Annotated in this window: 21 protein-coding genes and 1 pseudogene; 5 read left to right on the forward strand and 17 right to left on the reverse strand. The window is 43.1% G+C overall.

The annotated features are described in order from the left end of the window. Window positions 1-21: 21 nt before the first annotated feature. The 3 genes from GC093_RS01745 to GC093_RS01755 all read right to left on the reverse strand — a co-directional run bounded on the left by GC093_RS01745 (window position 22) and on the right by GC093_RS01755 (window position 4,380). Window positions 22-1,965 (reverse strand): TOMM precursor leader peptide-binding protein, encoded by a 1,944-nt coding sequence (locus GC093_RS01745; RefSeq protein ID WP_171650126.1) that lies wholly within the window; start codon window positions 1,963-1,965, stop codon window positions 22-24. Further along, window positions 1,962-3,878 (reverse strand): putative thiazole-containing bacteriocin maturation protein, encoded by a 1,917-nt coding sequence (locus GC093_RS01750; RefSeq protein ID WP_171650127.1) that lies wholly within the window; start codon window positions 3,876-3,878, stop codon window positions 1,962-1,964. The genes GC093_RS01745 and GC093_RS01750 overlap by 4 nt, the downstream gene beginning before the upstream one ends. 187 nt (window positions 3,879-4,065) lie before the next feature. After that, window positions 4,066-4,380, reverse strand: coding sequence for a heterocycloanthracin/sonorensin family bacteriocin (locus GC093_RS01755; protein WP_171650128.1), 315 nt, complete (start codon window positions 4,378-4,380; stop codon window positions 4,066-4,068). Between the two features lie 394 nt (window positions 4,381-4,774). Between GC093_RS01755 and GC093_RS01760 the strand changes: the two genes are divergently transcribed. Beyond that, window positions 4,775-5,044: a hypothetical protein gene (locus GC093_RS01760; RefSeq protein WP_171650129.1), complete on the forward strand. Its 270-nt coding sequence runs from the start codon at window positions 4,775-4,777 to the stop codon at window positions 5,042-5,044. A gap of 82 nt (window positions 5,045-5,126) precedes the next feature. Here the strand turns inward: GC093_RS01760 and GC093_RS01765 are convergent, their stop codons facing one another. The 6 genes and pseudogenes from GC093_RS01765 to GC093_RS01790 all read right to left on the reverse strand — a co-directional run bounded on the left by GC093_RS01765 (window position 5,127) and on the right by GC093_RS01790 (window position 10,403). Continuing rightward, window positions 5,127-5,234 carry a YjcZ family sporulation protein gene (locus GC093_RS01765; RefSeq protein WP_171650130.1) on the reverse strand — a complete coding sequence of 36 codons (108 nt, stop codon included), beginning with the start codon at window positions 5,232-5,234 and terminating at the stop codon, window positions 5,127-5,129. A gap of 192 nt (window positions 5,235-5,426) precedes the next feature. Then, entirely contained in the window at window positions 5,427-5,894 is a 468-nt protein-coding gene (locus GC093_RS01770; protein WP_171650131.1) for a hypothetical protein, read from the reverse strand. Window positions 5,895-6,230: 336 nt separating this feature from the next. Beyond that, a complete protein-coding gene (locus tag GC093_RS01775) occupies window positions 6,231-7,025 on the reverse strand; it encodes a Nif3-like dinuclear metal center hexameric protein (RefSeq protein ID WP_171650132.1) in 795 nt (264 codons plus the stop codon). Between the two features lie 52 nt (window positions 7,026-7,077). Further along, window positions 7,078-7,827 carry an alpha/beta fold hydrolase gene (locus GC093_RS01780; RefSeq protein ID WP_171650133.1) on the reverse strand — a complete coding sequence of 250 codons (750 nt, stop codon included), beginning with the start codon at window positions 7,825-7,827 and terminating at the stop codon, window positions 7,078-7,080. 200 nt (window positions 7,828-8,027) lie between these two features. Continuing rightward, window positions 8,028-8,843: pseudogene (gene argC, locus GC093_RS01785) on the reverse strand (N-acetyl-gamma-glutamyl-phosphate reductase); the annotation flags it as partial. A 555-nt stretch (window positions 8,844-9,398) separates the two neighbouring features. Continuing rightward, entirely contained in the window at window positions 9,399-10,403 is a 1,005-nt protein-coding gene (locus GC093_RS01790; RefSeq protein ID WP_171650134.1) for an S-layer homology domain-containing protein, read from the reverse strand. Window positions 10,404-10,586: 183 nt separating this feature from the next. On the opposite strand from GC093_RS01790, the gene GC093_RS01795 reads away from it, so the two are divergent. Beyond that, window positions 10,587-10,802 carry a hypothetical protein gene (locus GC093_RS01795; protein WP_216624455.1) on the forward strand — a complete coding sequence of 72 codons (216 nt, stop codon included), beginning with the start codon at window positions 10,587-10,589 and terminating at the stop codon, window positions 10,800-10,802. A gap of 7 nt (window positions 10,803-10,809) precedes the next feature. Next, on the forward strand, window positions 10,810-11,856 hold the full coding sequence (locus GC093_RS01800) for an FUSC family protein (RefSeq protein ID WP_246313283.1): 1,047 nt from the start codon (window positions 10,810-10,812) through the stop codon (window positions 11,854-11,856). Between the two features lie 229 nt (window positions 11,857-12,085). Here the strand turns inward: GC093_RS01800 and GC093_RS36765 are convergent, their stop codons facing one another. From GC093_RS36765 to GC093_RS01830, 6 genes are all read right to left on the reverse strand, one after another. After that, window positions 12,086-12,229, reverse strand: a complete 144-nt coding sequence (locus tag GC093_RS36765) for an NTP transferase domain-containing protein (RefSeq protein WP_376768611.1) — start codon at window positions 12,227-12,229, stop codon at window positions 12,086-12,088. After that, a complete protein-coding gene (locus GC093_RS01810) occupies window positions 12,226-13,266 on the reverse strand; it encodes an XdhC family protein (protein WP_171650136.1) in 1,041 nt (346 codons plus the stop codon). Before GC093_RS01810 ends, GC093_RS36765 begins: the two co-directional genes overlap by 4 nt. Window positions 13,267-13,308: 42 nt before the next feature. After that, a complete protein-coding gene (locus GC093_RS01815) occupies window positions 13,309-13,779 on the reverse strand; it encodes a (2Fe-2S)-binding protein (RefSeq protein ID WP_171650137.1) in 471 nt (156 codons plus the stop codon). A 3-nt stretch (window positions 13,780-13,782) separates the two neighbouring features. Next, window positions 13,783-14,616: an FAD binding domain-containing protein gene (locus tag GC093_RS01820; protein ID WP_171650138.1), complete on the reverse strand. Its 834-nt coding sequence runs from the start codon at window positions 14,614-14,616 to the stop codon at window positions 13,783-13,785. Next, window positions 14,603-17,008: a xanthine dehydrogenase family protein molybdopterin-binding subunit gene (locus GC093_RS01825; RefSeq protein ID WP_246313284.1), complete on the reverse strand. Its 2,406-nt coding sequence runs from the start codon at window positions 17,006-17,008 to the stop codon at window positions 14,603-14,605. Before GC093_RS01825 ends, GC093_RS01820 begins: the two co-directional genes overlap by 14 nt. 411 nt (window positions 17,009-17,419) lie before the next feature. Continuing rightward, on the reverse strand, window positions 17,420-17,602 hold the full coding sequence (locus GC093_RS01830) for a DUF2524 domain-containing protein (RefSeq protein WP_171650139.1): 183 nt from the start codon (window positions 17,600-17,602) through the stop codon (window positions 17,420-17,422). 96 nt (window positions 17,603-17,698) lie between these two features. Between GC093_RS01830 and GC093_RS01835 the strand changes: the two genes are divergently transcribed. Next, window positions 17,699-18,379, forward strand: a complete 681-nt coding sequence (locus GC093_RS01835; protein WP_171650140.1) for an SDR family NAD(P)-dependent oxidoreductase — start codon at window positions 17,699-17,701, stop codon at window positions 18,377-18,379. Between the two features lie 458 nt (window positions 18,380-18,837). On the opposite strand, the gene GC093_RS01840 is transcribed toward GC093_RS01835, so the two are convergent. Then, on the reverse strand, window positions 18,838-19,557 hold the full coding sequence (locus GC093_RS01840) for a class I SAM-dependent methyltransferase (RefSeq protein ID WP_171650141.1): 720 nt from the start codon (window positions 19,555-19,557) through the stop codon (window positions 18,838-18,840). 151 nt (window positions 19,558-19,708) lie between these two features. Here GC093_RS01840 and yjcZ point away from each other — a divergent pair, with 151 nt between their 5' ends. After that, complete coding sequence (yjcZ, locus tag GC093_RS01845; RefSeq protein ID WP_171650142.1) at window positions 19,709-19,798, forward strand: sporulation protein YjcZ; 90 nt, start codon at window positions 19,709-19,711, stop codon at window positions 19,796-19,798. 305 nt (window positions 19,799-20,103) lie between these two features. Here yjcZ and GC093_RS01850 read toward each other — a convergent pair whose 3' ends face one another. Continuing rightward, on the reverse strand, window positions 20,104-20,496 hold the full coding sequence (locus GC093_RS01850) for a hypothetical protein (RefSeq protein ID WP_171650143.1): 393 nt from the start codon (window positions 20,494-20,496) through the stop codon (window positions 20,104-20,106). Window positions 20,497-20,735: the final 239 nt, after the last annotated feature.

The following is a 20,735-nucleotide window of genomic DNA, read 5'->3' on the forward strand; positions in this document are numbered from 1 at the left end:
CTTCTCCCTCCCCAGGCCGTTTCATGGGAACGGATGCGGATGCGGATTGAGTTGTTCTAGAAGCAACGGCTGTTTCACATAACCAAGTAGTGCTGGTACTTTCAACACCCTCTCCAGTTCTGTCACACGGGTGAGATGATATCCGAACGTCATCGGCAGCATTCCAGGAATCAGTACTTTCACACAGGACAATTCGTTTCGTTTCAATTCCGGAGTAGTCTGATCCACCACAATCACATCGAGGTTCAACTGGCGGAACACCAGAAGGACGTTCTTCAAGTCATCGGTCAGGTCCGAATGCGTCGGTGTCCGGTTGAATTCCTCCTGAAACGTTCGTAGAGGGCGGTTTTCCTCCAACAGAAATTTCAGACGCTCCTCTGCTTGTGGTAAGCTGTACAGCATTGAATGGTCCTCCATCCCGAGCACGAGCGATGGGTCGTGGAACATTTGCACATACCGCTCCCGGTTAGCATCGAACTTCTCGTCAAGAGTCAGCATCATCCCCGATAATTCATGAACCGCACTTTTGGCAGCACGAACTGGATCCGGATGTGCTCCAGCCGCGCAAATCAGGTTTACTCCCTTAGGTTTCGTATTTTTGGCCAATGCCCAAACGCTCGGGATTCCGTTCTCCATAGTCGCATTATACAAATACAATTCAAATCCCGCCACCGTTTGCAATCGGCTGATCATGAGTTCCAATTCTAGATCGCCTGCCGAAAAAGGGTCTAGCCGAGGAAGCGGCAGCTGCGCGTACCAAGTCAACAGGAATGAATCTCGCTCCACCACTTCCATAATGCCATAGAAAATGGCCTCCTCTAAGGTTCCTCCCAACGCGCAGCCGTTGGACGTTTCATAAACAAATCCTTGTCCACAGCTCGAACTATAATAAGCGAGCTGTTGAGGAACCATAATCGGACTTTGTTGCTCAAATGAATAGCCCCAAACCCAATCGATTGGGTCGTCAGGATTAAACGGCTTAAAAGGAAAATTAGGCAGCTTATACTGCTCCTTCGCATACAAGCCTACTGTGACAGGATTAAGAGCACGATCTGCCAGATTGCGGTAACTGTCATTGATCATTACCTTTTTACCTCGGGGCGCCATACCGCAGTACCGCTCCAACCCCTCCATAATGGCAGTCAGCTCGCTCTCTGCATAGGAATGTGTCCGACCTGCCGTTGCCTCGTCTTGGTTAAACATCGGAAGATTTACACTCACATCGGCAAAAGGCGATAAGAGATCGATCATTTTGCCATTCAAAAAGCCGGTCTTGTAATCCAGATAATCTTCAATCAGAAATCTCTTCATGTCCTCCAACGAGCGGCAGCGGTAACTTTTCTCGCTGATCTTAGGACTTGGTTGCAGTGAAATTCTGGCCGTTGACGGTGTATCGTCAAGCAAACCACCGCAAACTGGACATAATGGATCTGGCAGAAAGAAGTGGCTTGTGCATTTCAACGTTTTCAAGTCTATGAAATACATCCGTTCTTCCGAACGGGACCGATTGCCCTGAAGGATCCTCTGCGACTCCGCTATGAGCAGGAACGTCATCTGTAATAGTCCAGTGCGGGATACCCACGCATCACTCGCTCTTCCCCCAGTCTCCATCAGACGCTGCTGCAGCATCCACATCTCCTTACGGTCACGTCCCGCCAAGAGACGCCGGGTATCGGCACATTGCGAACACCCGGACAAACCTGGCCGAATCAGCGGTCCTACCACGCCCTCACCGAATGCGATAAAGCCTCGCAGCCATGGAATGCCTGCTGCCCGTAGTAGTTCCTCCGACTCCTCATGAACAGAAGGATGCCAAGCATCGTGCAACACCAAGGCGAAATCCGCCGCTTCTGGTAATTCTGCCTTAAAATCTTTCAAACGTACAATCCGGCATAAAGCGGACATCTCTCTGCATACAAGGTCCGCCAACTCGCCTACCCCGATAATGGCCACCACTGTGTTCACTGGGACTCCTCCTCTCGCAGCAACACACCAAATACTCCTTCAGGCCCTTCTTTCAAAAAAGGTTCCACGGCCAGATCCACAACAAAAAGTTCCTTGCCATTCTTTTTCAAAGCTTGTAAAGCTTCCTGCAAAACTTTCGGTTGTGCTAATTCTTCACTTGATGGGATCACAAGATCAACCGCTAATTCTTTTCCAAGATTCACCGATGATGCTTGAAGCACTTGGGCCGCACAGCCTGCGGAATTATTCTGCACCCTATGTAATGCAGCTTTGAGCGCTTTCTGCAACGCCATTGTAATATTTAAACCAGTACTACCATAAAAGAAATCACTTGTACCGACCCATATTGTTGGGAATCCGAACACTTCCTCGCCGATACCGATCACCGGCGTTCCCCTCATGGCAGTCAAAGCCTGTAAATAGAAGCGGCAGCGTTTATCTTCCACCTTACTTAACTGCGTCCGAATAACAGGATGCTTCCGATCCTTCTGTTGCATGGCTAGCTGCTCGGTCAAATTTGCTTGCAAACCGCGGATAACGCCTTCCGCAGCCGTTTCCCCTACACCGATTCCGACAATTTCTTTCGTATTTATAACTACACTAACCAATCGTGATACATACGCTTCAATTCCGGTCAGCCCCGCTTCCCGCCGCGCCTCCTCATGCGTCAAGCCTGCACAGACCAGCTCCGGCTGCAGCTTAGCAGGTCCCTCTGACAACGGTTCAACCGACTGAACACGACATTGAGAGAGTGGTAGCTGTCTTAATGCCCCTTCTTCCCAAATATGGAGAATCCCCGTTTGTGTCGAAGTCAATCGATTAAAGTATGGCAGCAAACGGTTCGCTGCACTTTTGTCCGAGCCCCCATCAAGCGACAGATTCGATACTTGAACCCTTTGGGCTGCCGCAAATCCATGTATCATGGGATGCGGCATGAATGGATGCCAGTCTCCTTCCAACGTTTCCAGATCAAGCAGAAAGAACGAATTTCTTAACTCCGATTCTCCTGTAACTGTTTTAAACAGCTCGAACACGATCACATTCGCAAGCATCGCCCCCGCTGTGGATGAGAAGACATGCACTGCCGGATCTTTATAAACAGCTGACTCGTGTAATCGACGCCATGCGGATTCCCAGCATCCCTCTGACGCTGGATGTACGACCGGGCCCGCCATTCCTGTCTGATGTAGGAACATTGCCGGTACAAAGATTTTCTTCTCCGTTTTGCAAATCGAATGGAGACGCCGGAGCTCCTCAACATCCCCCTCCTGAGATACATACAGAATCGATTGGAACGGCTGCACAACGTCTCGCCATCCGTCAGCTCCTTCTTTCCCCAGTGTGATTTCCTCAAGAAGCACCTCAGGATCCGTTCGGCGTGCGTACTCCGTCAATTCCATTAGCCGCTGTCGATTCGTGGGCACAGAATCCGTTATCAGCATATGGAACTTAGTCAGACCAGAATCAATTAATGCTGAAACCAACGCAACGAAAAACGGGCCTGACCCGATCGCTAAAACGCTAGCCTGTCGATAACATTGAAAACGGTATGCGCCAGAATCGCCGAAGCTGTCTAAAAAGGCTATTTGTGCAGCGTGCTTTTGGATAATCCCATTCGTCAATTGATGAGAACGATCTTGACTTACATCCCGAATAAATCCCTTTTGGTGTAGTACGTCCGCGATTTCATACACCCGGTCCCGGTGTGGGCTCGACAATCCGTCCGTCAGATCCTCCAATGTGTATTCCCCATTAAACATCGGAATCAGTTTTTCAATCCACCGATCGATCATCTCGCCTTCCATACGGAATGTACCTAAGTTATTCCGGAAATATACACCCTCGTTCGGAACTGGGAGAAAGAAGGTGTCTGCCTTTACTTTCAGACGTGCAGCAGGGGTCAAATTTGGCATTTCACTCCTCCTAACTGTTGCAGATAACCAATTTGTAACATCGATTCTTCATTATCATATGTAAGCCTATTCGTCCCACATGCCTTTGTCTGTAATTATTAATTGCCCCTAACAGCCTATCGCTGTACAGGGGCAATCGCTACTCCATGCCTATGCGGTTTTCTTAAGAAACTGGTAATGATGGGGCTTAACGACAGCGATGGTGGCAAAATCCGCCGCACTGATGATGGCAAAAACCGCTACAGAATCCGCTACAGAATCCACCACAGACTCCAGCACAGAATCCGCCACAGACTCCAGCACAGAATCCGCCACAAAAGCCACCACACCTGCCGAAGCCAACGCATAGCCGTGATGGATCCGCCGGGTTCACGCCATTCGGAAACTGACCCGTCGGGTACTGGTTTTGTTGATTCCAAGGTGTCACCTCACCGGCTTGAAATTGGGAAACGTTCAACTGTTGAAGCTCATTTTGGAAATTATTCATTGTAAATACCTCCATTTTTTTTTGAAATTGGCATCAAGTAAAGATTGATCTTTATTGAACATGATACCAGTCTATGGAGCAGCATCCGCACTTGTTACTAATTCAAATGCCTATTTTATGGGCTTTTGTACCAAAGCAACCATGACGGTTTGGTATGACCTAATGAACCAGCATATTAGCCCACTTGAGTTCCAGCATTCAATAATACCTTCATCACTATAATTTAAACCTTTGCTTAACCAGGTTTGCGACTGTTTCTGGGGTCAAAGTTGAAATACAAGAAAGTTCAACCGATTTGTTGTGATCTTACTTTGAGGATGTTGGGAGCTATATCCCGTATAGCAAGTGATGTTATGAAATTACAGAGGTTAGTAGGCTGCTGTTAAATTTATTTATGGGAGAGGGTGGCATGAACGCAGTAATAGGATTAGATATATCCAAGAATGAGAGTCATAGAAATGTAAGACGATATCCAAATTGCTTGTCTATACTCTGCTCCAAAATAGGTGGATTTGTGTCACTAGTCGACAATGCTGGAACATTTGTACATTTTCTGTTGGCACAAATGTCCCTCTACAATAAAAAAAAGCCTGATTTCTCAAGCTTTTACAAAATAAAATATGTAGGCATATTTGTGCCTAAAGCGGACGATCCCGCCTCTTCCATTCATAAAAAGTAATTTATTTGATATTCTTTTTTAATCACTTACTTTCATCATTTGAAGATAGGATCCTGCTGTAAGCAAGTTCCTTTTAAAAATGCTAAATAAAAGCACGAGAAACGATAACAAGCAAAATGAATAACACAAGAATTGTAGCTGTGCTAGTAAAAAAACCGCCTGCACAACTTGTTCCAACTCCTAATCCCATAGTTTCCGCCTCCTTCCGCTTTAACTTCAGTATTTTATGAATGTCAATTATTGCGTGACTGGACAGTTCAGAGAATGTACTCTTGTACACGGAGAAACAAGTCGCTTCCAAAGAGGTCTGCTAGCTATGAGGGTGCTTGGCCCCTTTCAACAACAAGTTATGTCTAGCTTCGCTAGGCGCACTATTGAGCTATCATGACCCGTTCAGTTGAATCCGAGTGAGTATTTGTTCTGCATAAGAATCCCAGTCTGCTTCGTCTGTATTTATCTCTAAAGTGGGCACTAGCGATTGTTTCGCACACATGCGAAGCTTTTCCTGATCCTCTAAGAACTTCTGACATGCCTCCGATACCGTGGAGTGACTTTCCATCACGTATGATTTCCAAGTTTCGCTACGACTTTCAATAAATCTAGGCTTAACAACATCTTCAGTCAAGGTTAAAAGTATACAATGTGCATTCAACCTCGATAGACGTTTTTCAAGTATCTCAATTGCTGCAGAATTTATAAATGCCGCTCGATGATTTAGATGGAACCTCTCTAAAAGATAAAATACACTGGTTGATGGTTTCGTATGACCAAGTGAATCCATCCAATTGCATTGTTGCTCAAGATAATCAACATGACGATTTAAAAGCTGAATATGTTCATCCTTGTCCATCGATCTTAAGACGCCTTGGTATGAGTGCAAAACTTGCGAATAATGTTCGCTTATTGCAATTACCGTTTTTTCAATATTAGTATTTGGCTATGCAATTTCTTTATTGCAGAAAATACGGATGTTTTTCCTGTGGTAGACAACCCTTCGATTATTACTCCCCGAATCATATTTCACCTCTTCAGCTTGTTTCCGTTATCCAGAAGGTTATAATGCATCCCATCATTCTCATTCTTAAATTCAACAAGTAAAATGGCTTCGTTTTCAATGTAAAGCACAAGCATTGCCGCGATGATTAACGCGGATCTGAAGGAGAAGCCGGTTTTAAACCGTCGACACTCAAATGCGCTTTACCGCGAGAGGGCTCGCGATAAAATCCACTTGAAGATCAGGGAACGCTTCGCGCATCAGCTCCACGACTGTTAGCATTCCTGCCTCCTCGCTGTTCTGATGTCCTGTAATAATCAGCGCTTTTGGAAGTCCCATATCCATGGCATCTCTCACATATTCGTTCGTCTCCCATTCATTCGACTCGCCAACGATTAGGAGATCGATATTTCTGCTCTCAAAGTATTTGATATGTGAACGACCCCCTGACGCACCGGGCATCAGTCCGAAACACCTTACTGGCATTTCCGGATCTCCGGCCACCAGCATGCTATCGATATCTAGCTTGTTTTTCAGATGGGCGACTATGGTGCGGACGGTATGCTGCCCATCAGGGGGTAGCGTAATTAGGTTCATCTTCTCTGGATTTGCGTAAGCTTCCCATTCCAGCTTCTTTAACATGCCTAATAGAATGCCGTCCGGCTTGTATTTATGGACATAATCGTGCAGTCGGAAGATCGAAATACCTGACTCCTCGATGAGCATCCGCTTCCTCTCATATACTGGATCCCCTGCCAGCCACTCAACTTCATCCTTGTGGTTGTAGTAAGTCGGCTCGTGTGTGATGATCAGATCGACACCTGATTCAACCGCTTGCTTGATTGCAGCATAAGTCGTTATGAAAACAACGGCCACTTTCCGGACCTCTGCATTCAGGTTTCCACTCTTTAGCGTATCGACGGTCGTTTCTAGTTGGCCAACCGGTTCGATGAGGCGATTCAACACCATCTGCACAGTAATGATCATATGTGAGACCTCCTTAATAATGGATTATTTTGTTTATGTACGGGTGTACTCGTTAACGTAATAACTCTAAGAATTGTAATATAGTATCATTTACAAAGACGGGATTTTCTCTAATCATGTGGGGTCTATGGCTACAATCAGGTACTATTACATAACGAGAGTTAGGGATAAGCTCCGTAACCAGCTTTAATTCTCCCTCAGGAGCAAACTGGTCATTTTGACCAGCTAAAAACAAAGTTGGGCATTTTATGCTGCGTAATTGTTCGTTGCTTAGTTGGGGGTACATTCGCCAATCACATACTTTTTGCCGTAAGAACTCTTGCCAATTTCCACGATGTGCTTCCAAATGCCTTTCTTTCATCAAAGTGATAAAGTCATAACGACCGTTTTGTAAAAGCCATTCCGGTTCAAATTCCTCGGATCCCATAGAGGCTACAAAGCCACTTTGACCAATCGAAGTCAAAGATGCAATTCTATGCGGTTGAGTGACAGCACAATGAAGTGCAACACCTCCTCCCATACCATATCCGACGACATGTGCATTTGGTATCTGTAGTTGATCCATAAATGCAAAAATGTCTTTAGAATGCTGCGGAGTACTCCATTCGAGGCTGTTGCTCCTAGTTCGACCATGTCCTCTGAAATCTGGAAAAAAACATGTGTACTTACTTTGGAAGTCGAGCATTTGACTTGCAAAAGCTAATATCCCTCGCGAAAACCCACTATGTAAAAATATCACAGGGTCACCAACACCCATTTGTTCATAAAACATTTCCATGTTATTACATTCTAAATGTGGCATCGCATAAAACCCTCCTATTTAAATAATTAAAAACCTATTTCTTCCATATTAACAAACACATGTTCTCATGTAAATGATTTCTATTGAAGTATCCTGCCCGATACATCAACGAGGCTACCGATTAATAATGTCGGCAGCCTCGTTCTGGTTATTTATTAAACTATCGTCTCCCGTTTAGTTAAGTGAAGAACTTATTTCACTTACTCTAGTCCTATACCTTCGTCAAATCCAAGCATAATATTCATATTTTGAATGGCAGCCCCCGAGGCGCCTTTTCCCAAATTATCAAATCTAGAAACAAGTAATATTTCATCTTTATGACCAAAAACAAATATATCTAAATAATTCGTATTATTGCATTGCATGGGATTAAAGAAACCGTCTTCAAGATATGCCTCAGAGTCGTATGGGATAACTCGAATAAAACGTTCATCTTTATAATACGAGGCAAGCAGTTCTTGAATATCTCTTGCTGATACATTCTTTATAAACATTCTAGGAAAGAGAGGAATAGTAACTGCATCACCCTGATAATAGTTTCCGACTATTGGAGTGAAAAGTGGTGCTGAGTTTAACCCAGAATATAGTTGCATTTCTGGAAGATGCTTGTGGTTAAGGTTAAGTGCATACTGCCTTGGTGCGAAAAGCTGTTCTCTATTTGAGTTCTGATATTCAGATATAAGTCTCTTACCTCCACCACTATATCCTGTAAGCGAATAACAAGACGTCGGGTAATCCCTCGGTATAATTCCTTCAGCTACCAATGGCTGTATAGCTAAAATAAACCCTGTCGCATGACATCCTGGGACAGATATTCTAGATGTATTTTGGATTTTATTTCTTTGATTCTTATCTAATTCTGGTAATCCGTATGTCCACTCCTGGTTGGTCCTAAACGCCGTACTTGCATCAATTATTTTGGTCTTATTATTACTCACCATAGATACGGAATCCCTTGAAGCGGAATCTGGAAGACAAAGGAATACGACATCAGCTTCATTTATTAAAGCCCTGCGGGCTTCGTAATCTTATCGCTTTTCCGACTCAATTTTGATTACTTCTATGCTAGAAATCTTAGATAAGTAATCATGTATTTTTAAACCTGTTGTACCTTCTTTACCATCAACAAATATTTTATATTTCACTTTTCCACCCCTTACCATTTTAGTTTATGTATAATAATACATAATAACGCATAATTATACAATGATAATTATTGAGTTATACTACCCGTCCCTTAATCAGTAGGCCTAAGCACTTACGATTTTCTTATAGTGTCTAATGACACAAATGTGCCTTCATTGTAGTTGTTCGAAGCCGCCAATTCCCTCTCGTCTCTAGTTCGAGAAGCTTTCTAATTTAGAAAGCCCGAGGATCCGGAAATCATGGACAAGCTGCTGCCATGGTCGCAAGTAATACCACTGACCTGTCACGTAATTAAGTAAAAAAATACTTAAAGATTAACGTAGCCCTTATCTTTTCATAAGGCGGGGGCTGGTTGACGATTACGTTCCATCTAGCACAAAAAAGTCTCCCTTTGGAATTAACCGAAGGGAGACATTGCATTTCATTTATTTATTTAACACTTTAATAAAGTTTGTAAATATTGTAGCAACACTTGCTCTATCGGCATTTGCTTTTGGTGCAAATGTGTTTTCACCTACACCGCTTATAATACCATAGCTTTGGATCTGAGTCACAGCATCTTTCGCCCAATCACTCACTACACTTGCATCTGCAAAGTCTGGCTGGCTTTTGCTTGCTAGCTTAATGCCCTTATATTTTATATAGTTATTCAGCATTACAGCCATTTGCTCACGAGTGATTTGAGCATCAGGGTCAAATCTTCCATTGCTTACGCCTGAAACAATTTTCTTATCCGCTGCCCAAGCAGTTGCCTTGCCATACCAAGCATTAATGTCAACGTCTGTAAATTCTGAAGTTTTGTAGCTTGAAAGGTCTGCTCCCACTATATTTGCAATTACCATTGCAAACATGGCTCTTGTCATCGCCATATTTGGTGCAAACTTACCATCGCTTACTCCACTAAAGAACTGGCGAGCTGTTACAAAGTCTACTGCCTCTGCATACCACTGTGTGCTTTCGACATCTGCAAACGTTACTTTATTGTAGCCAATAACAAACCTTGAGAAGTGGCTGAGTTTCATCTTTACTGTACCTGTCGCAGCATCAAATCTACCCATTACTGTTTCAAGATTTCCGTTATTGTCCAAATAATATACTACAATTGCGTTTGCATTTTCTCCTGCTTTTAATGTATATGGAACTACTACTGTTGCATAACCGCCGTCGAAATTTGATATCTTTTCATTGCCGCTTGTTACAGTAAAATCAAACACCGGCCTGTCCGCAACCTTTTCTATTATAGCCGCAGGCACGGAAAGTGTGCTCGTATCTACAGCACTTACTGAAACTGTTACATCTGCCTTCGCTGCTCCCGCAATTGTTTTTAGAGCCTTCTTATCAAAGGTGATTGCTGCAACTGGTGTTGCAATTGTAAATGATTCTATCTTGGCTTCGGCTGCTGCTCCTATAGATATTTTTGGAATAGTCATTTTGACGACCCTGTAAAAGTAAAGGAGAAGAAGTCGCTAAATTCTTTAGCCAGTACGCCGCCTGCAGCACCATTGACGACCGAAGCTTCCGGATTGCGATTTTTATATATTATATGGAATAGTTCTACAACACCAAGGAAATAATGGAATCAACTAAACTGCATGTGGAAAAGAGGACACGGCTTGAATTGGTCTGCGTGGTCGATTGAACGAGTTCATATTTTGTTCGTCAGCCTGACGTTTCTTATGATGAGTATCCAGGTAACCATGTTAAACCCAAATTCATTGGCCATTCTAAAGCTCCTTTCCGATCAACCATGTATATTTGGCTTCGGTGATTCTTCTTACATTTCGGGGCAATTTATTCATGTCACCGGCGGAGTAGTTATGAACGGATAAGATGAAGATGGAGCGTAACAAAATGACGAATAAAATGATGGATTTTATCAAATACAAAGGGGTTGTATGGAAAACCCCATTAGCTGCAGCACTGTCATGGGAACTTGCGGAGTGGGCCGGATCTAAGCATCCTTACTTGGCTCCTCTGACGGTCATTTTGTCTATCCAATTAACCGTTGACAAATCCATACAATTTGCATGGCAGCGCATCATGGGGACCATAGCCGGCGTCCTTTTCACTGTTTCCGTAACACCTTATGTCGGCTTAAACGGCTGGAGTATCGGACTTCTTCTTCTTGTTGGGGCTCTTATCGTAACGTGGCTGAAATTGGATCATGCAATAATGGTCCAAGTTGCTCTCAGCATTTTATTGGTTATGTATTTTCAAAGCAAGATGCCGAGCTACTCCCTTGATCGGATACGCGATACCGTTATTGGCGCAATCGTCGCCATCGTGATCCATATCATGATTTTCCCTCCCGATTCCGTTAACAAAGCCAAAAAAAAGATGATCCAATTCGCTGATCATCTATCCAATCATTTTATCAACACCTCTCTTTGGGTGACAGAGGGCTGTTCCTCAAGTAAAGCTCAAACTTTGCAATTAAGGTTACAATCCTTATTCCAGGAACTTCATCAAGCGACAACCGAGTTGGATAAAGCGGAGCAAAGTTTGCGTTACAATCCGCTAGGGACCAAAAAACGCAATACTTTGAAAGAACTAACCCAGCAAATGCATCGACTTCGATCTGGCCATGCCAATCTTACCGACATGATACGCGTTTTTACGAATTGGTCCGAAAGCGGTAATTTTTCGAAAGAGAATCAACGAATATGGGCCGATCATTTAAACGCGTTAGCGAGGCTTATCAAGGAATGGAACAAAGTACTGGATAATCCTGAACCGTTTACCTTGGTTTCCAACGGATCCGCTACTCAAATCAAAGCGCCTACTCATATGGAGTGCTACCAGTACCCGCTTGCGTTGTATACGCACGCCGAACAAGTCATTCAAGATTTCCAAAACTCGAATTTTTCCAATAAAATCCTGTAATCTTCAGCAGTATCCACATCCATGAACAGGTCCGGTATTGCAAAATCGATGCAAATTCCCGATGTTTCTTTTCGAATAAGATGTCTCGCCCCCTGATCGTTCTGCTATCGTAGGAGCTCCGGAAACATTCGCTGTGCAAAAATAACCGGGGGTCTAGCCAAACCGTCGTAACCTGATGCCGCGAAACCAAGATTGCTGTTTGTTTCAAAACGATTAAGCAGCTCATTCATCATCCCAATCTAGAGTTCAAAGCCGCTGCCAACGCATAGTTCCCCAAGTTCATAGGCCCCACTGGAAGTCGAAGTTTATCCGAACCCATTCGGGAACTTTGACCTGCCGCTAAATAGATTCCAAAAATATTTTTCCTACTCATGGATAACAACTTCTTGCTTTTCTATTTTTTCTAAGAGTAAGTATTATTTCTGCAAGAATGCTTATTGCGATTTCCTCTGGCCCATCCGCCCCAATCGTAAGTCCTACGGGGGAATGAATTTCCATAGCAACGGTCTCTCCTGTTAGTAAACGTTTCGTTCTATTCTTCGATCCCAATATGCCGAGATAACAAAGCTGTCGCTCGGAAAGAAGTTGAACCAGCTGCTGATCCCTCTTAAAATTATGAGTCATTACAATCGCATAATCGTTAGGTGTACAATGTATCATCCCTACCGTTTCTTCAGGAAACCCCAATAGAATAGATTCAGCATCCGGAAAAAAATGTCGGTCACATAGAGCTGGTCTCCAATCAGAGACGATAACGGAAAATCCGGTAGCTGCTGCAAAAGAGGCAATTGGTCTAGCGTCCGGTCCTGCACCAAATATCAAAAGACGCGGTTTGGGATAGTAGATATGAACAAAAACATCCGATTGAATGGAGGAGAGAAATCTCATTCCACTCTTGCACGAATCCTCGGACCACATCATATCTAAGAGTGCCTGCGGAAATTCTCCCCTCCACTCACCGAACAGATGCCTATCTCTAGTGAAGAAACTATAATCGGTAACAGAACCATTCAAGCCGATTCTTTTAATGAGCATAACCTCGACTTTATGATCCAAATAATGCTTCAATGTACATAAATGATCCACAAACACATCATGTACCGGTTCCATCGTTACATGAACGATACCGCCGCACCCTGGTTCCTCCCCCCAGGAGAGTGGATCCGATGATTGCATGTCGAACACAAAGCTGCGAGCAATGCCTGTTTCCAAAATATTCGGCACGGAGACCGAAAGTTCAACCTCCAGACAGCCAGCGCTTAATACCCCTATTTGTGTACCATCTTCAAGGAACAACACAGAGGTTCCTTCTTTGCGGTAAGCACTCCCTTCCACTTGGGTAATCGTCGCAAGCACACTTCTTAGGCTGGTACGTTGAATGGTTTCCAAAATACGATGTATTTCTTCCAAGCTCACCCCTCCTCAACTCCAGAGGTCATGTGATCCCTCTCATTATATCGGTGTAAAAACGTCCTTCACTGCATGGTGAATTTCTTCATAGGACATACACCTGCAAATGTTGGATTCCAGCCATACCCTAATGGTTTCTTCATCTGCATGCGGGTGAGCATTCCACAAGCCTTCACAGTTTACAATAAAGCCGGGGGTACAGTAACCGCATTGGAATGCCTGATTGTGAACAAAGGCATTTTGTACCGGTGAGTTCGTCACCCCCTCGATCGTTGTGATTTGTTTTCCATCAGCTTCCACGGTGAGCATAAGGCACGATTTAATGGGTTGACGGTTTACCAATATTGTACATGTACCACAGTCACCGTTATTGCAACCGGATTTACTTCCTGTGAGTCCGAGTTTGTCTCGAAGTATATGTAGGAGTATATCCGCTCCTCTTACTTGAATCGTTCGCTTCTCACCGTTAACATCGATTTCAACAGGATACAAAGCAGTATCGCAGGATGACATGCTTCACCTTCTTTCCAATATATGTACCATGTCAGCCATTGTTTGTTTAAGCACAAATTTCCGATAAGAGGCGGAACCTTCCGCATTATGTACTAAAGGACCAGGAAGGCTGCCGATCGCCTGCTCAATTCTTGCTGCCAATGGTATCGAGGAATCATTCAACGCCCGCTCGATTTCAACGGATCGAAATGGGAATGAGCAGACGCCGCTGTATGCTGAGTGAATCTGATTATCTTTCTTAAGAGCAGCTACTGTTACTAGAGGATAGCCAACGTTGCCTATTTGCCGTTTCTTGTAATGAACGAAAGGCAGCTGTAAATAGCCTCGGTCTGTTAAGGTCTGTACAAGAAATTCTCCATTTTCCAGTCTCAATTGTTGTAAGAATACATGGTGAATCGAGGCTTCTCTTATCCCTTGTATTCCTGCTATAACCATACGACTGTTAGCCAGCAGAAGCGGGAGTACGGCCTCCCTGTAATAAATTTTGCCGCAAATGTTTCCGCCGAGCGTGATCTTATTCCGAGCTGTTTGGTCGGCGACTCCCTGTGCCGTTTCACTGAGCAGCGGGAACGGGTTCGCCGCAGATAAAGCCGATAACGTGATGCAAGCTCCGATAACGAGCTTATCCTTCTGCAGTTCCATTACGCTGCACTCCGGAATGGACTTCAAATCGATAACAGCCCCCGGTTGAATGGAGTTAGTTCGAGCCCATGTGATGATCTCCGTCCCTCCGGCGTAATACATCGGTTTCTTCCCTTGTTTTTGTAAAAACTGAAACAATTCCACAGCCATCTGAACGGAAGAAGGTTTGTAGTATTCAAAGTCAAACGGAATCATGGATCGTCCTCCAGATCATCTCTGGTGTCAGAGGCAAATGATTAAGCTCAATTCCAGCGGCGATGGACAGGCTATTTGCCAATGCAGCGGGCATTCCTATCAGGCCATGCTCCCCTATTCCGCGTAATCCGTAAGGCGCTTCCAAATGAGGCGTCTCGACGAAATCAACGAAGTACTCAGGTTGCTCTCCATATCGAATTAATTTATAGGTTCTAAATTGCGGATTTAATACAGCACCTTTATTATTGAATAAAAAAGCTTCCCGGCTTGCTAAACTTAAGCCCATACTCATAGCACCTGTGATTTGGCTGCGGGCAAATTCAGGATTGATCACCTTGCCGGCATCAATGACCGTTGTCGCTTTAACGATTTTGTACGTATATTCTCTCGTATTCAATTCCACTTCTACTGCTTGAGCGCCTACCGTCCATTCCGGACCGGGATTTCCTTTACCGGTTTCAGGATCTAGTGATGTTAAATTACGCATCGCATAGCTCCCGCGTCCGATGACTTGACCACCTATGGTATTCCCATTTGGGAATTTGTAGCCGTTAGCGATTTTTTCAATCGCTATCCCCATATCAGGGCGATCTTTCAAGAAGACCTTGCCCGCTCCAACTTCCAAGTCTGTCGGCGAGCATTGCAATACGATTGCAGCTATGTTTTTTAACTGTACGATGGCATCGTCGGCCGCATTAAGAATCGCATTGCCGACTAAAAAGGTGCTGCGGCTGGCTACCGTTTTCCAATGATGGGGATCGGTCTCGGTGTTGACTTCCGTAGAGATATGTATCATCTGATCATCCATAACCAACCGTTCGGCCAAAAGTTGAGTCAGCGACGTCCTTGTGCCCTGGCCGATTTCTACTGCACCGCAAAGCAGATTAACGCTTCCATCGGGATTAAATACGATAACAGCTCCTGCTCCCGCATCTGACGGCGTATTTGAGTTTTTCCAGAAACAGCACACCCCCTTCGCCTTGATGAGATGGCCATCGGTTTCACGCGTCGGATGGTCATCCCAATGGATTAATGTTTTCAATTTTGCAATGCACATTGGCAAATCGCCCAGATTACTTTTATCCAGTAAAGTTTGTGTCGGGGACGTATCCCCTGCCCCTATCGCATTATAAAAACGAAATTCCAAAGGATCCATGCCCACTCGACCCGCCAATAGATCCATCGCTCTTTCTATGGCAAACGTCAGTTCCGGATGGCCGAATCCTCGAAATGAAGTGGAATAAGGGTGGTTCGTATACATGCATAAAGAGTCGCAATGAACGTTATCGATGCGATAAGGTCCCGTGCAATCGACGGCTCCCGCTCGGCTCATGACCGCACCTCGATCCGAATACGCTCCTCCATCAAACAGATGTAAAATTTCGGCGGCCATCATTTTCCCTTCATGAGTGCAGCCAAGCTTGATTTTAGCATCCAATCCGATATGGACTGGAGAAGAGATCATGTCCACCTCTCGGGAATTCACCAATTTTACAGCTCTTCCTCCTACCGCACGGGAAGCCAAAAAAGCAAGAAATTCTATTTGAATCGCGGCTTTTCCACCAAAACTACCTCCGACCAGAGGCGTGTGAACGATCACTTTGTGAAGCGGAATATGAAACGACTGGCTAATTGCTCTTCGGATAACAAAGGGCGATTGTGAAGCGGAATGGATGATTACTTTTTCGTCAGGTAAAATCTGTACCGTACAGCAACGCATTTCCATTGCAGCGTGATCCGATTGCGGTAAAGTGACCTCGACTTCAACGGTATGATCGCTATTCTTCCATCCTTCTTCCATATTCCCCTTTCGTATTTTTGTTCGGTTGGCGATATTAGTTCCCGGTTCCGGGTAAACCTCTTCGCTCCGCTTATACTCGGCAAGACGCTCATGTATGAGTGGAGCATTTTTCTGAAAGGCGTCGCTGGGAGAAAGGACAACTGGTAAAAGCTCATATTCCACTTTGATTTGTAGAGCCGCCATTTCTGCAATATATTCTTGTTCCGCGACAACAAGGGCGACGGGCTCGCCATAATATCTCACTTTATCAATTGCGATTGGTGGACGGTCTGCCAATGGCGACCCGGTCAAAATCAGGTAATATTGTCCGGTTATGACTGCCCTTACACCCGGAATTTTCATGGCTTCGGACGAATCAATTGATTTTATTTTAGCGTGAGCATGTGGGCTGATAGCGATTTTGGCATGTAATAGCCCTGGGTTTGAGATATCATTAATATACTTGGCTGTCCCTGTAACCTTCTCCCATGTTTCCCTTCGGGGAACGCTTTTCCCAACCGATTGACCGATCTTGACCCCCTCCTTTTTCCAAATGATCTTGCAACGTTCAAAATCTTCATAGCCTATATATATACAGGTCTTGTTGTCCATATTATTTAAATTAATAAATGAACTTCTTAAAAGAATTTCAACACGATCATAGCTTGGCGCAAAACGGTGTCATCTAGATAAAGGTTGTAAGAAGACTTTCATCACTACTTGATGTCAACAAATAAACATGTCCTAACAACTGGACATGTTTATGGAATACGGATTATTTAATTTTAGTGACATTTGGAAATAGATTAACGATCCCGTTTGTAAATGTATCTGCCATCTCCAAGGCCCTGCTTCTCAGGCATAGAGGAAGAGAGCCGAGTTTCCCTGACCCCCTCCCTCTCCTCACTTTTCAGATGGAGCTTCCCTTATTTATCCTCGTGATTTTTTTTAGCCATCAATCTCAATCCCTTGTTTCATGCTAGGAAGCTGCTTGACGGGTAAAGAAGGGTATTCGTTGTTTATTCAATGGTTGATATCACATTTGTTTAATATGAACGAGATTTGATTTTCAAGCCGATTGGTCTTTTCCTGTGATTCTTTGTCTTCTGCTTGCTGTTCACGAAGTGATCTTAGCTCCTGCTTGAGTTGCTGCAGATCTTCTCCCGCATTGGAACAATCATAGTTACTCTCGAGGTTATCGAGCATGTTTTATCCTCCAATCGATAGGTAGGTGTACTTGACTATTATGGTGGATTTCAATTTATTTATTCATTTATATCACTGATAAGGAGTTCATGAAAGATGAAAACTGTTGCAATAATTGGTGCAGGATCTGGATTAGGTTTGTCTCTCGCCAAAAAATTCGGAGAAAAAGGATTTAAGGTAGCCGCCATTTCGCGTAATCCGGAGAAATTATCAATTATCGTGAGTGAACTTAAAAAGTTAAATATTGAAGCGCAGTCTTATGTAGCGGATGTCACTGATTTGGCTGCTTTAAAACAAGCCATACAAGCTGCTAAAAAAGATTTTGGTCATATAGATGTGCTAGAATTTAGCCCTTATGCGGGGTGGGATAAATTCACAAGTGTATTAGAAATAACGCCTGAAAGCGTATTAGAACAAGTAAACAGCTATTTACTACCTGCCGTTCTTTCAGTCAATGAAGTATTACCAGACATGATAAATAACGGTTCTGGGGCAATTCTATTTACAACAGGCTTATCTGCCATGTTCCCTCTACCTTTTGTCGGGAATGGCGGAATTGTAATGAGTGGTATTCGTAACTATGCTACAAACCTGTACAATGAGTTGAAAGGAAAAGGCATATTCGTCGGACATCTTTCAATCGGAACCTTGATACAAGCCGACACAGCAGGAGATCCGGATGTCATTGCAGAAGCTTGGTATAACTTATACGAGAAAAAGGAACGCTTTGAAGAAATATTCCCGCAAGGGTTTGATCCAACTAAAATATCAAATTAATATAAAAGCTCCAGCGTGGAATAATAATAGACAATCTAAAATTCTTAGGAAGTTTATTAATTCTCCAACCATTGCTTGTATGTGTGTATTCGATTTCAACACTTAGAGGTGGATATTTGTCACACTCTATAATCATTGGGACTGAAAACTTATAAGCCTCCTGATTATAATTAAATTTTACAGCTCATACTGTCATTGGGAATATTGAGGCTTTCCTTGCCCATCACGTTGATCCCGAGACACATTGAGATGAGCTGGAAAAGAAAATGTTTGAAGGAATGAACTCCGAAAATTAATATTAAGCCAAAGGTTAAAATTAATATTCTTAACATAGGCATTTTGGCTTAACAAAAGCAAGCCTGCGGCTGATTAAGCTGCAGGCTTGTTTGTAGTTTAGTGATTTACCCTCGAACTTTCGGAATAATCGTAAAAAAGCCATTCGTCATTATAGCAAGTATTTATTTAGTTCCCATAAAATGGATATAACCCATGTATTCTTGATAACGTTCCATTATACTATTATATTTATTAGTTACTTCCCAAAGTGCGGCGTCATAAAAAGAACCGGCATCTATGTGTTGATGGTGATCGGGATGTTCGAGAAGATCCTCGTTGATCTTGTGAAACAAAAAGGGGCCTTCTATCTGTGTGTCTTTAAAGGCAGCTTTATTTACTATTTGGGACCATTCCTGATAATCCCATAACGTGTCTATCTGAAAAAAACGTGTAACTTCATCATAGATTTCTTTTGGCATAGGTTTGAATTGAATCATTTCTCTGTCAAAAACTTTGCCTCCAGTACGCAGAACTCTATAATATTCCGATAAGGCTTTAGCAGTATCCACGAATATAGATACGGATTCAACAAGAATCACATCAAAAGAGTGGCTTTCAAATGGAAGTGAGCATGCGTCTCCTTCCAAAAAGACGGCAGAGACATTCACTTCTTTTGCCCGTAAAGTTGCTTTTGAAATCATTTCCGAGCGAATATCAATACCCGTTACATCATAGCCCTTCGCAGCTAAATAACAAGAGGTTCTTCCTGTTCCACATCCAACTTCAAGAACTTGAGAGTTCGTTTGAAGAGGATATTGCTCAAGTTGCTTTATAGTTGCGGCAAATCCTCCAGGATGAGCGTTGCCAATCCCTAATTTTGCTAGCATATCTAAATATTCCATACGGATAACTTCCTTTCGCAACATTTTTATCTCATCATATGAATGAAAAACAATATTGTAATGGACTAATGCTATATAGTAGGTATAAGTCCATTCAAAATGTATGAGCTGCGAATAACATATGCTTAGAAACGAAAAAGGAGGGATAGCAATGAGCTCTGTCGGATTTACTTCCACTGCAACAATCTTGGTTCTGTTCATCCTATTGGTTATTGTTTTATCTGCTGGCTTTTGTATTTAATATCTGATAAGTGGTACTGAGTTTATTTCTTTAATCGGGCTATAGCCCAAGCAGCTCTAGACTTTTTCGAATATCGTATTTATGTAACCAAAGCCCTGCATGACATTTGACATCCCCCTTTCACCAAAAGAACCTCCCATATAGGAGGTTCTTTTGGTTTTTGTTTATGAAAATTCTTTTCGTAAAGCAGGTAGAGCTTCAAGAAAAGTAGTTAGCTAGAACGACTGTATTCGTGGAACAACGACCATGGACTCCAGGGTTAACTACAGTGTTAGCATAGTTGCAAATGACGTCGAGAATCTATATTATCCTTCAACTAATTGATAAAATCTAATGTCTCCTCTATCTGTTTCAGCTATTAGTATGTCATTTCGCTCTTTGACACGAAAGATCTTTGTTCCGATTGCCAGTTTATTTGCTGTTCCGTTGATAAAAGCTTTACCATTATTACTTTGATGAGTAATTTCAGTTACTTGTATGTCTTTGGTTAATTTTAACTCGTTTACCCAAGGAATTCCTGCAATATAAATGGTGTCTTTATACAAAAAAACATTAGCATTCGGATCCATTGTCAAAACTTCTTCTGCAGTTGGATTTCCAATGGTTTTAGTCTGTTCTGAAGTAATTAATATTTCATCTTTCGTGCACCCTGTTGTCATGAAACACATAAACAAAAGTAAAAACACAACGATCCTCACGCACTTCCCTCCTTTAATTAAAGTAACGTGTTAATTCCTATACATTAGGACGCCAATATTTATTCAAATGTTGCGTTAATCGAATGATGGTTTCTTCGATCTCATTACTTTGAAAATCTTCACCTGATTTCAGCAAATATCCAACAATTCCGATTACACGGGGCTTTAGTGATTGACCAAGCTGAAAACCAATATCGTAAGGTGTTCCACACAAGGATTATATTGTCAATTGTAACCAA

It is taken from the genome of Paenibacillus foliorum, from assembly GCF_013141765.1.
In the GTDB taxonomy this organism is placed as follows: Bacteria; Bacillota; Bacilli; order Paenibacillales; family NBRC-103111; genus Paenibacillus_S; species Paenibacillus_S foliorum.

What these genes read in the sequence shown, in the direction of transcription:
- GC093_RS01775 (WP_171650132.1), bottom strand. Translation starts at nt 7,025, where the DNA reads ATGATCATTACTGTGCAGATGGTGTTGAATCGCCTCATCGAACCGGTT.
- GC093_RS01835 (WP_171650140.1), top strand. Translation starts at nt 17,699, where the DNA reads ATGAAAACTGTTGCAATAATTGGTGCAGGATCTGGATTAGGTTTGTCT.
- GC093_RS01840 (WP_171650141.1), bottom strand. Translation starts at nt 19,557, where the DNA reads ATGGAATATTTAGATATGCTAGCAAAATTAGGGATTGGCAACGCTCAT.
- GC093_RS36765 (WP_376768611.1), bottom strand. Translation starts at nt 12,229, where the DNA reads ATGAGTAGGAAAAATATTTTTGGAATCTATTTAGCGGCAGGTCAAAGT.
- GC093_RS01780 (WP_171650133.1), bottom strand. Translation starts at nt 7,827, where the DNA reads ATGCCACATTTAGAATGTAATAACATGGAAATGTTTTATGAACAAATG.
- GC093_RS01755 (WP_171650128.1), bottom strand. Translation starts at nt 4,380, where the DNA reads ATGGAGGTATTTACAATGAATAATTTCCAAAATGAGCTTCAACAGTTG.
- GC093_RS01825 (WP_246313284.1), bottom strand. Translation starts at nt 17,008, where the DNA reads ATGGACAACAAGACCTGTATATATATAGGCTATGAAGATTTTGAACGT.
- GC093_RS01830 (WP_171650139.1), bottom strand. Translation starts at nt 17,602, where the DNA reads ATGCTCGATAACCTCGAGAGTAACTATGATTGTTCCAATGCGGGAGAA.
- GC093_RS01790 (WP_171650134.1), bottom strand. Translation starts at nt 10,403, where the DNA reads ATGACTATTCCAAAAATATCTATAGGAGCAGCAGCCGAAGCCAAGATA.
- GC093_RS01765 (WP_171650130.1), bottom strand. Translation starts at nt 5,234, where the DNA reads ATGGGATTAGGAGTTGGAACAAGTTGTGCAGGCGGTTTTTTTACTAGC.
- GC093_RS01770 (WP_171650131.1), bottom strand. Translation starts at nt 5,894, where the DNA reads ATGGACAAGGATGAACATATTCAGCTTTTAAATCGTCATGTTGATTAT.
- GC093_RS01815 (WP_171650137.1), bottom strand. Translation starts at nt 13,779, where the DNA reads ATGTCATCCTGCGATACTGCTTTGTATCCTGTTGAAATCGATGTTAAC.
- GC093_RS01800 (WP_246313283.1), top strand. Translation starts at nt 10,810, where the DNA reads ATGGAGCGTAACAAAATGACGAATAAAATGATGGATTTTATCAAATAC.
- GC093_RS01760 (WP_171650129.1), top strand. Translation starts at nt 4,775, where the DNA reads ATGAACGCAGTAATAGGATTAGATATATCCAAGAATGAGAGTCATAGA.
- GC093_RS01820 (WP_171650138.1), bottom strand. Translation starts at nt 14,616, where the DNA reads ATGATTCCGTTTGACTTTGAATACTACAAACCTTCTTCCGTTCAGATG.
- GC093_RS01750 (WP_171650127.1), bottom strand. Translation starts at nt 3,878, where the DNA reads ATGCCAAATTTGACCCCTGCTGCACGTCTGAAAGTAAAGGCAGACACC.
- yjcZ (WP_171650142.1), top strand. Translation starts at nt 19,709, where the DNA reads ATGAGCTCTGTCGGATTTACTTCCACTGCAACAATCTTGGTTCTGTTC.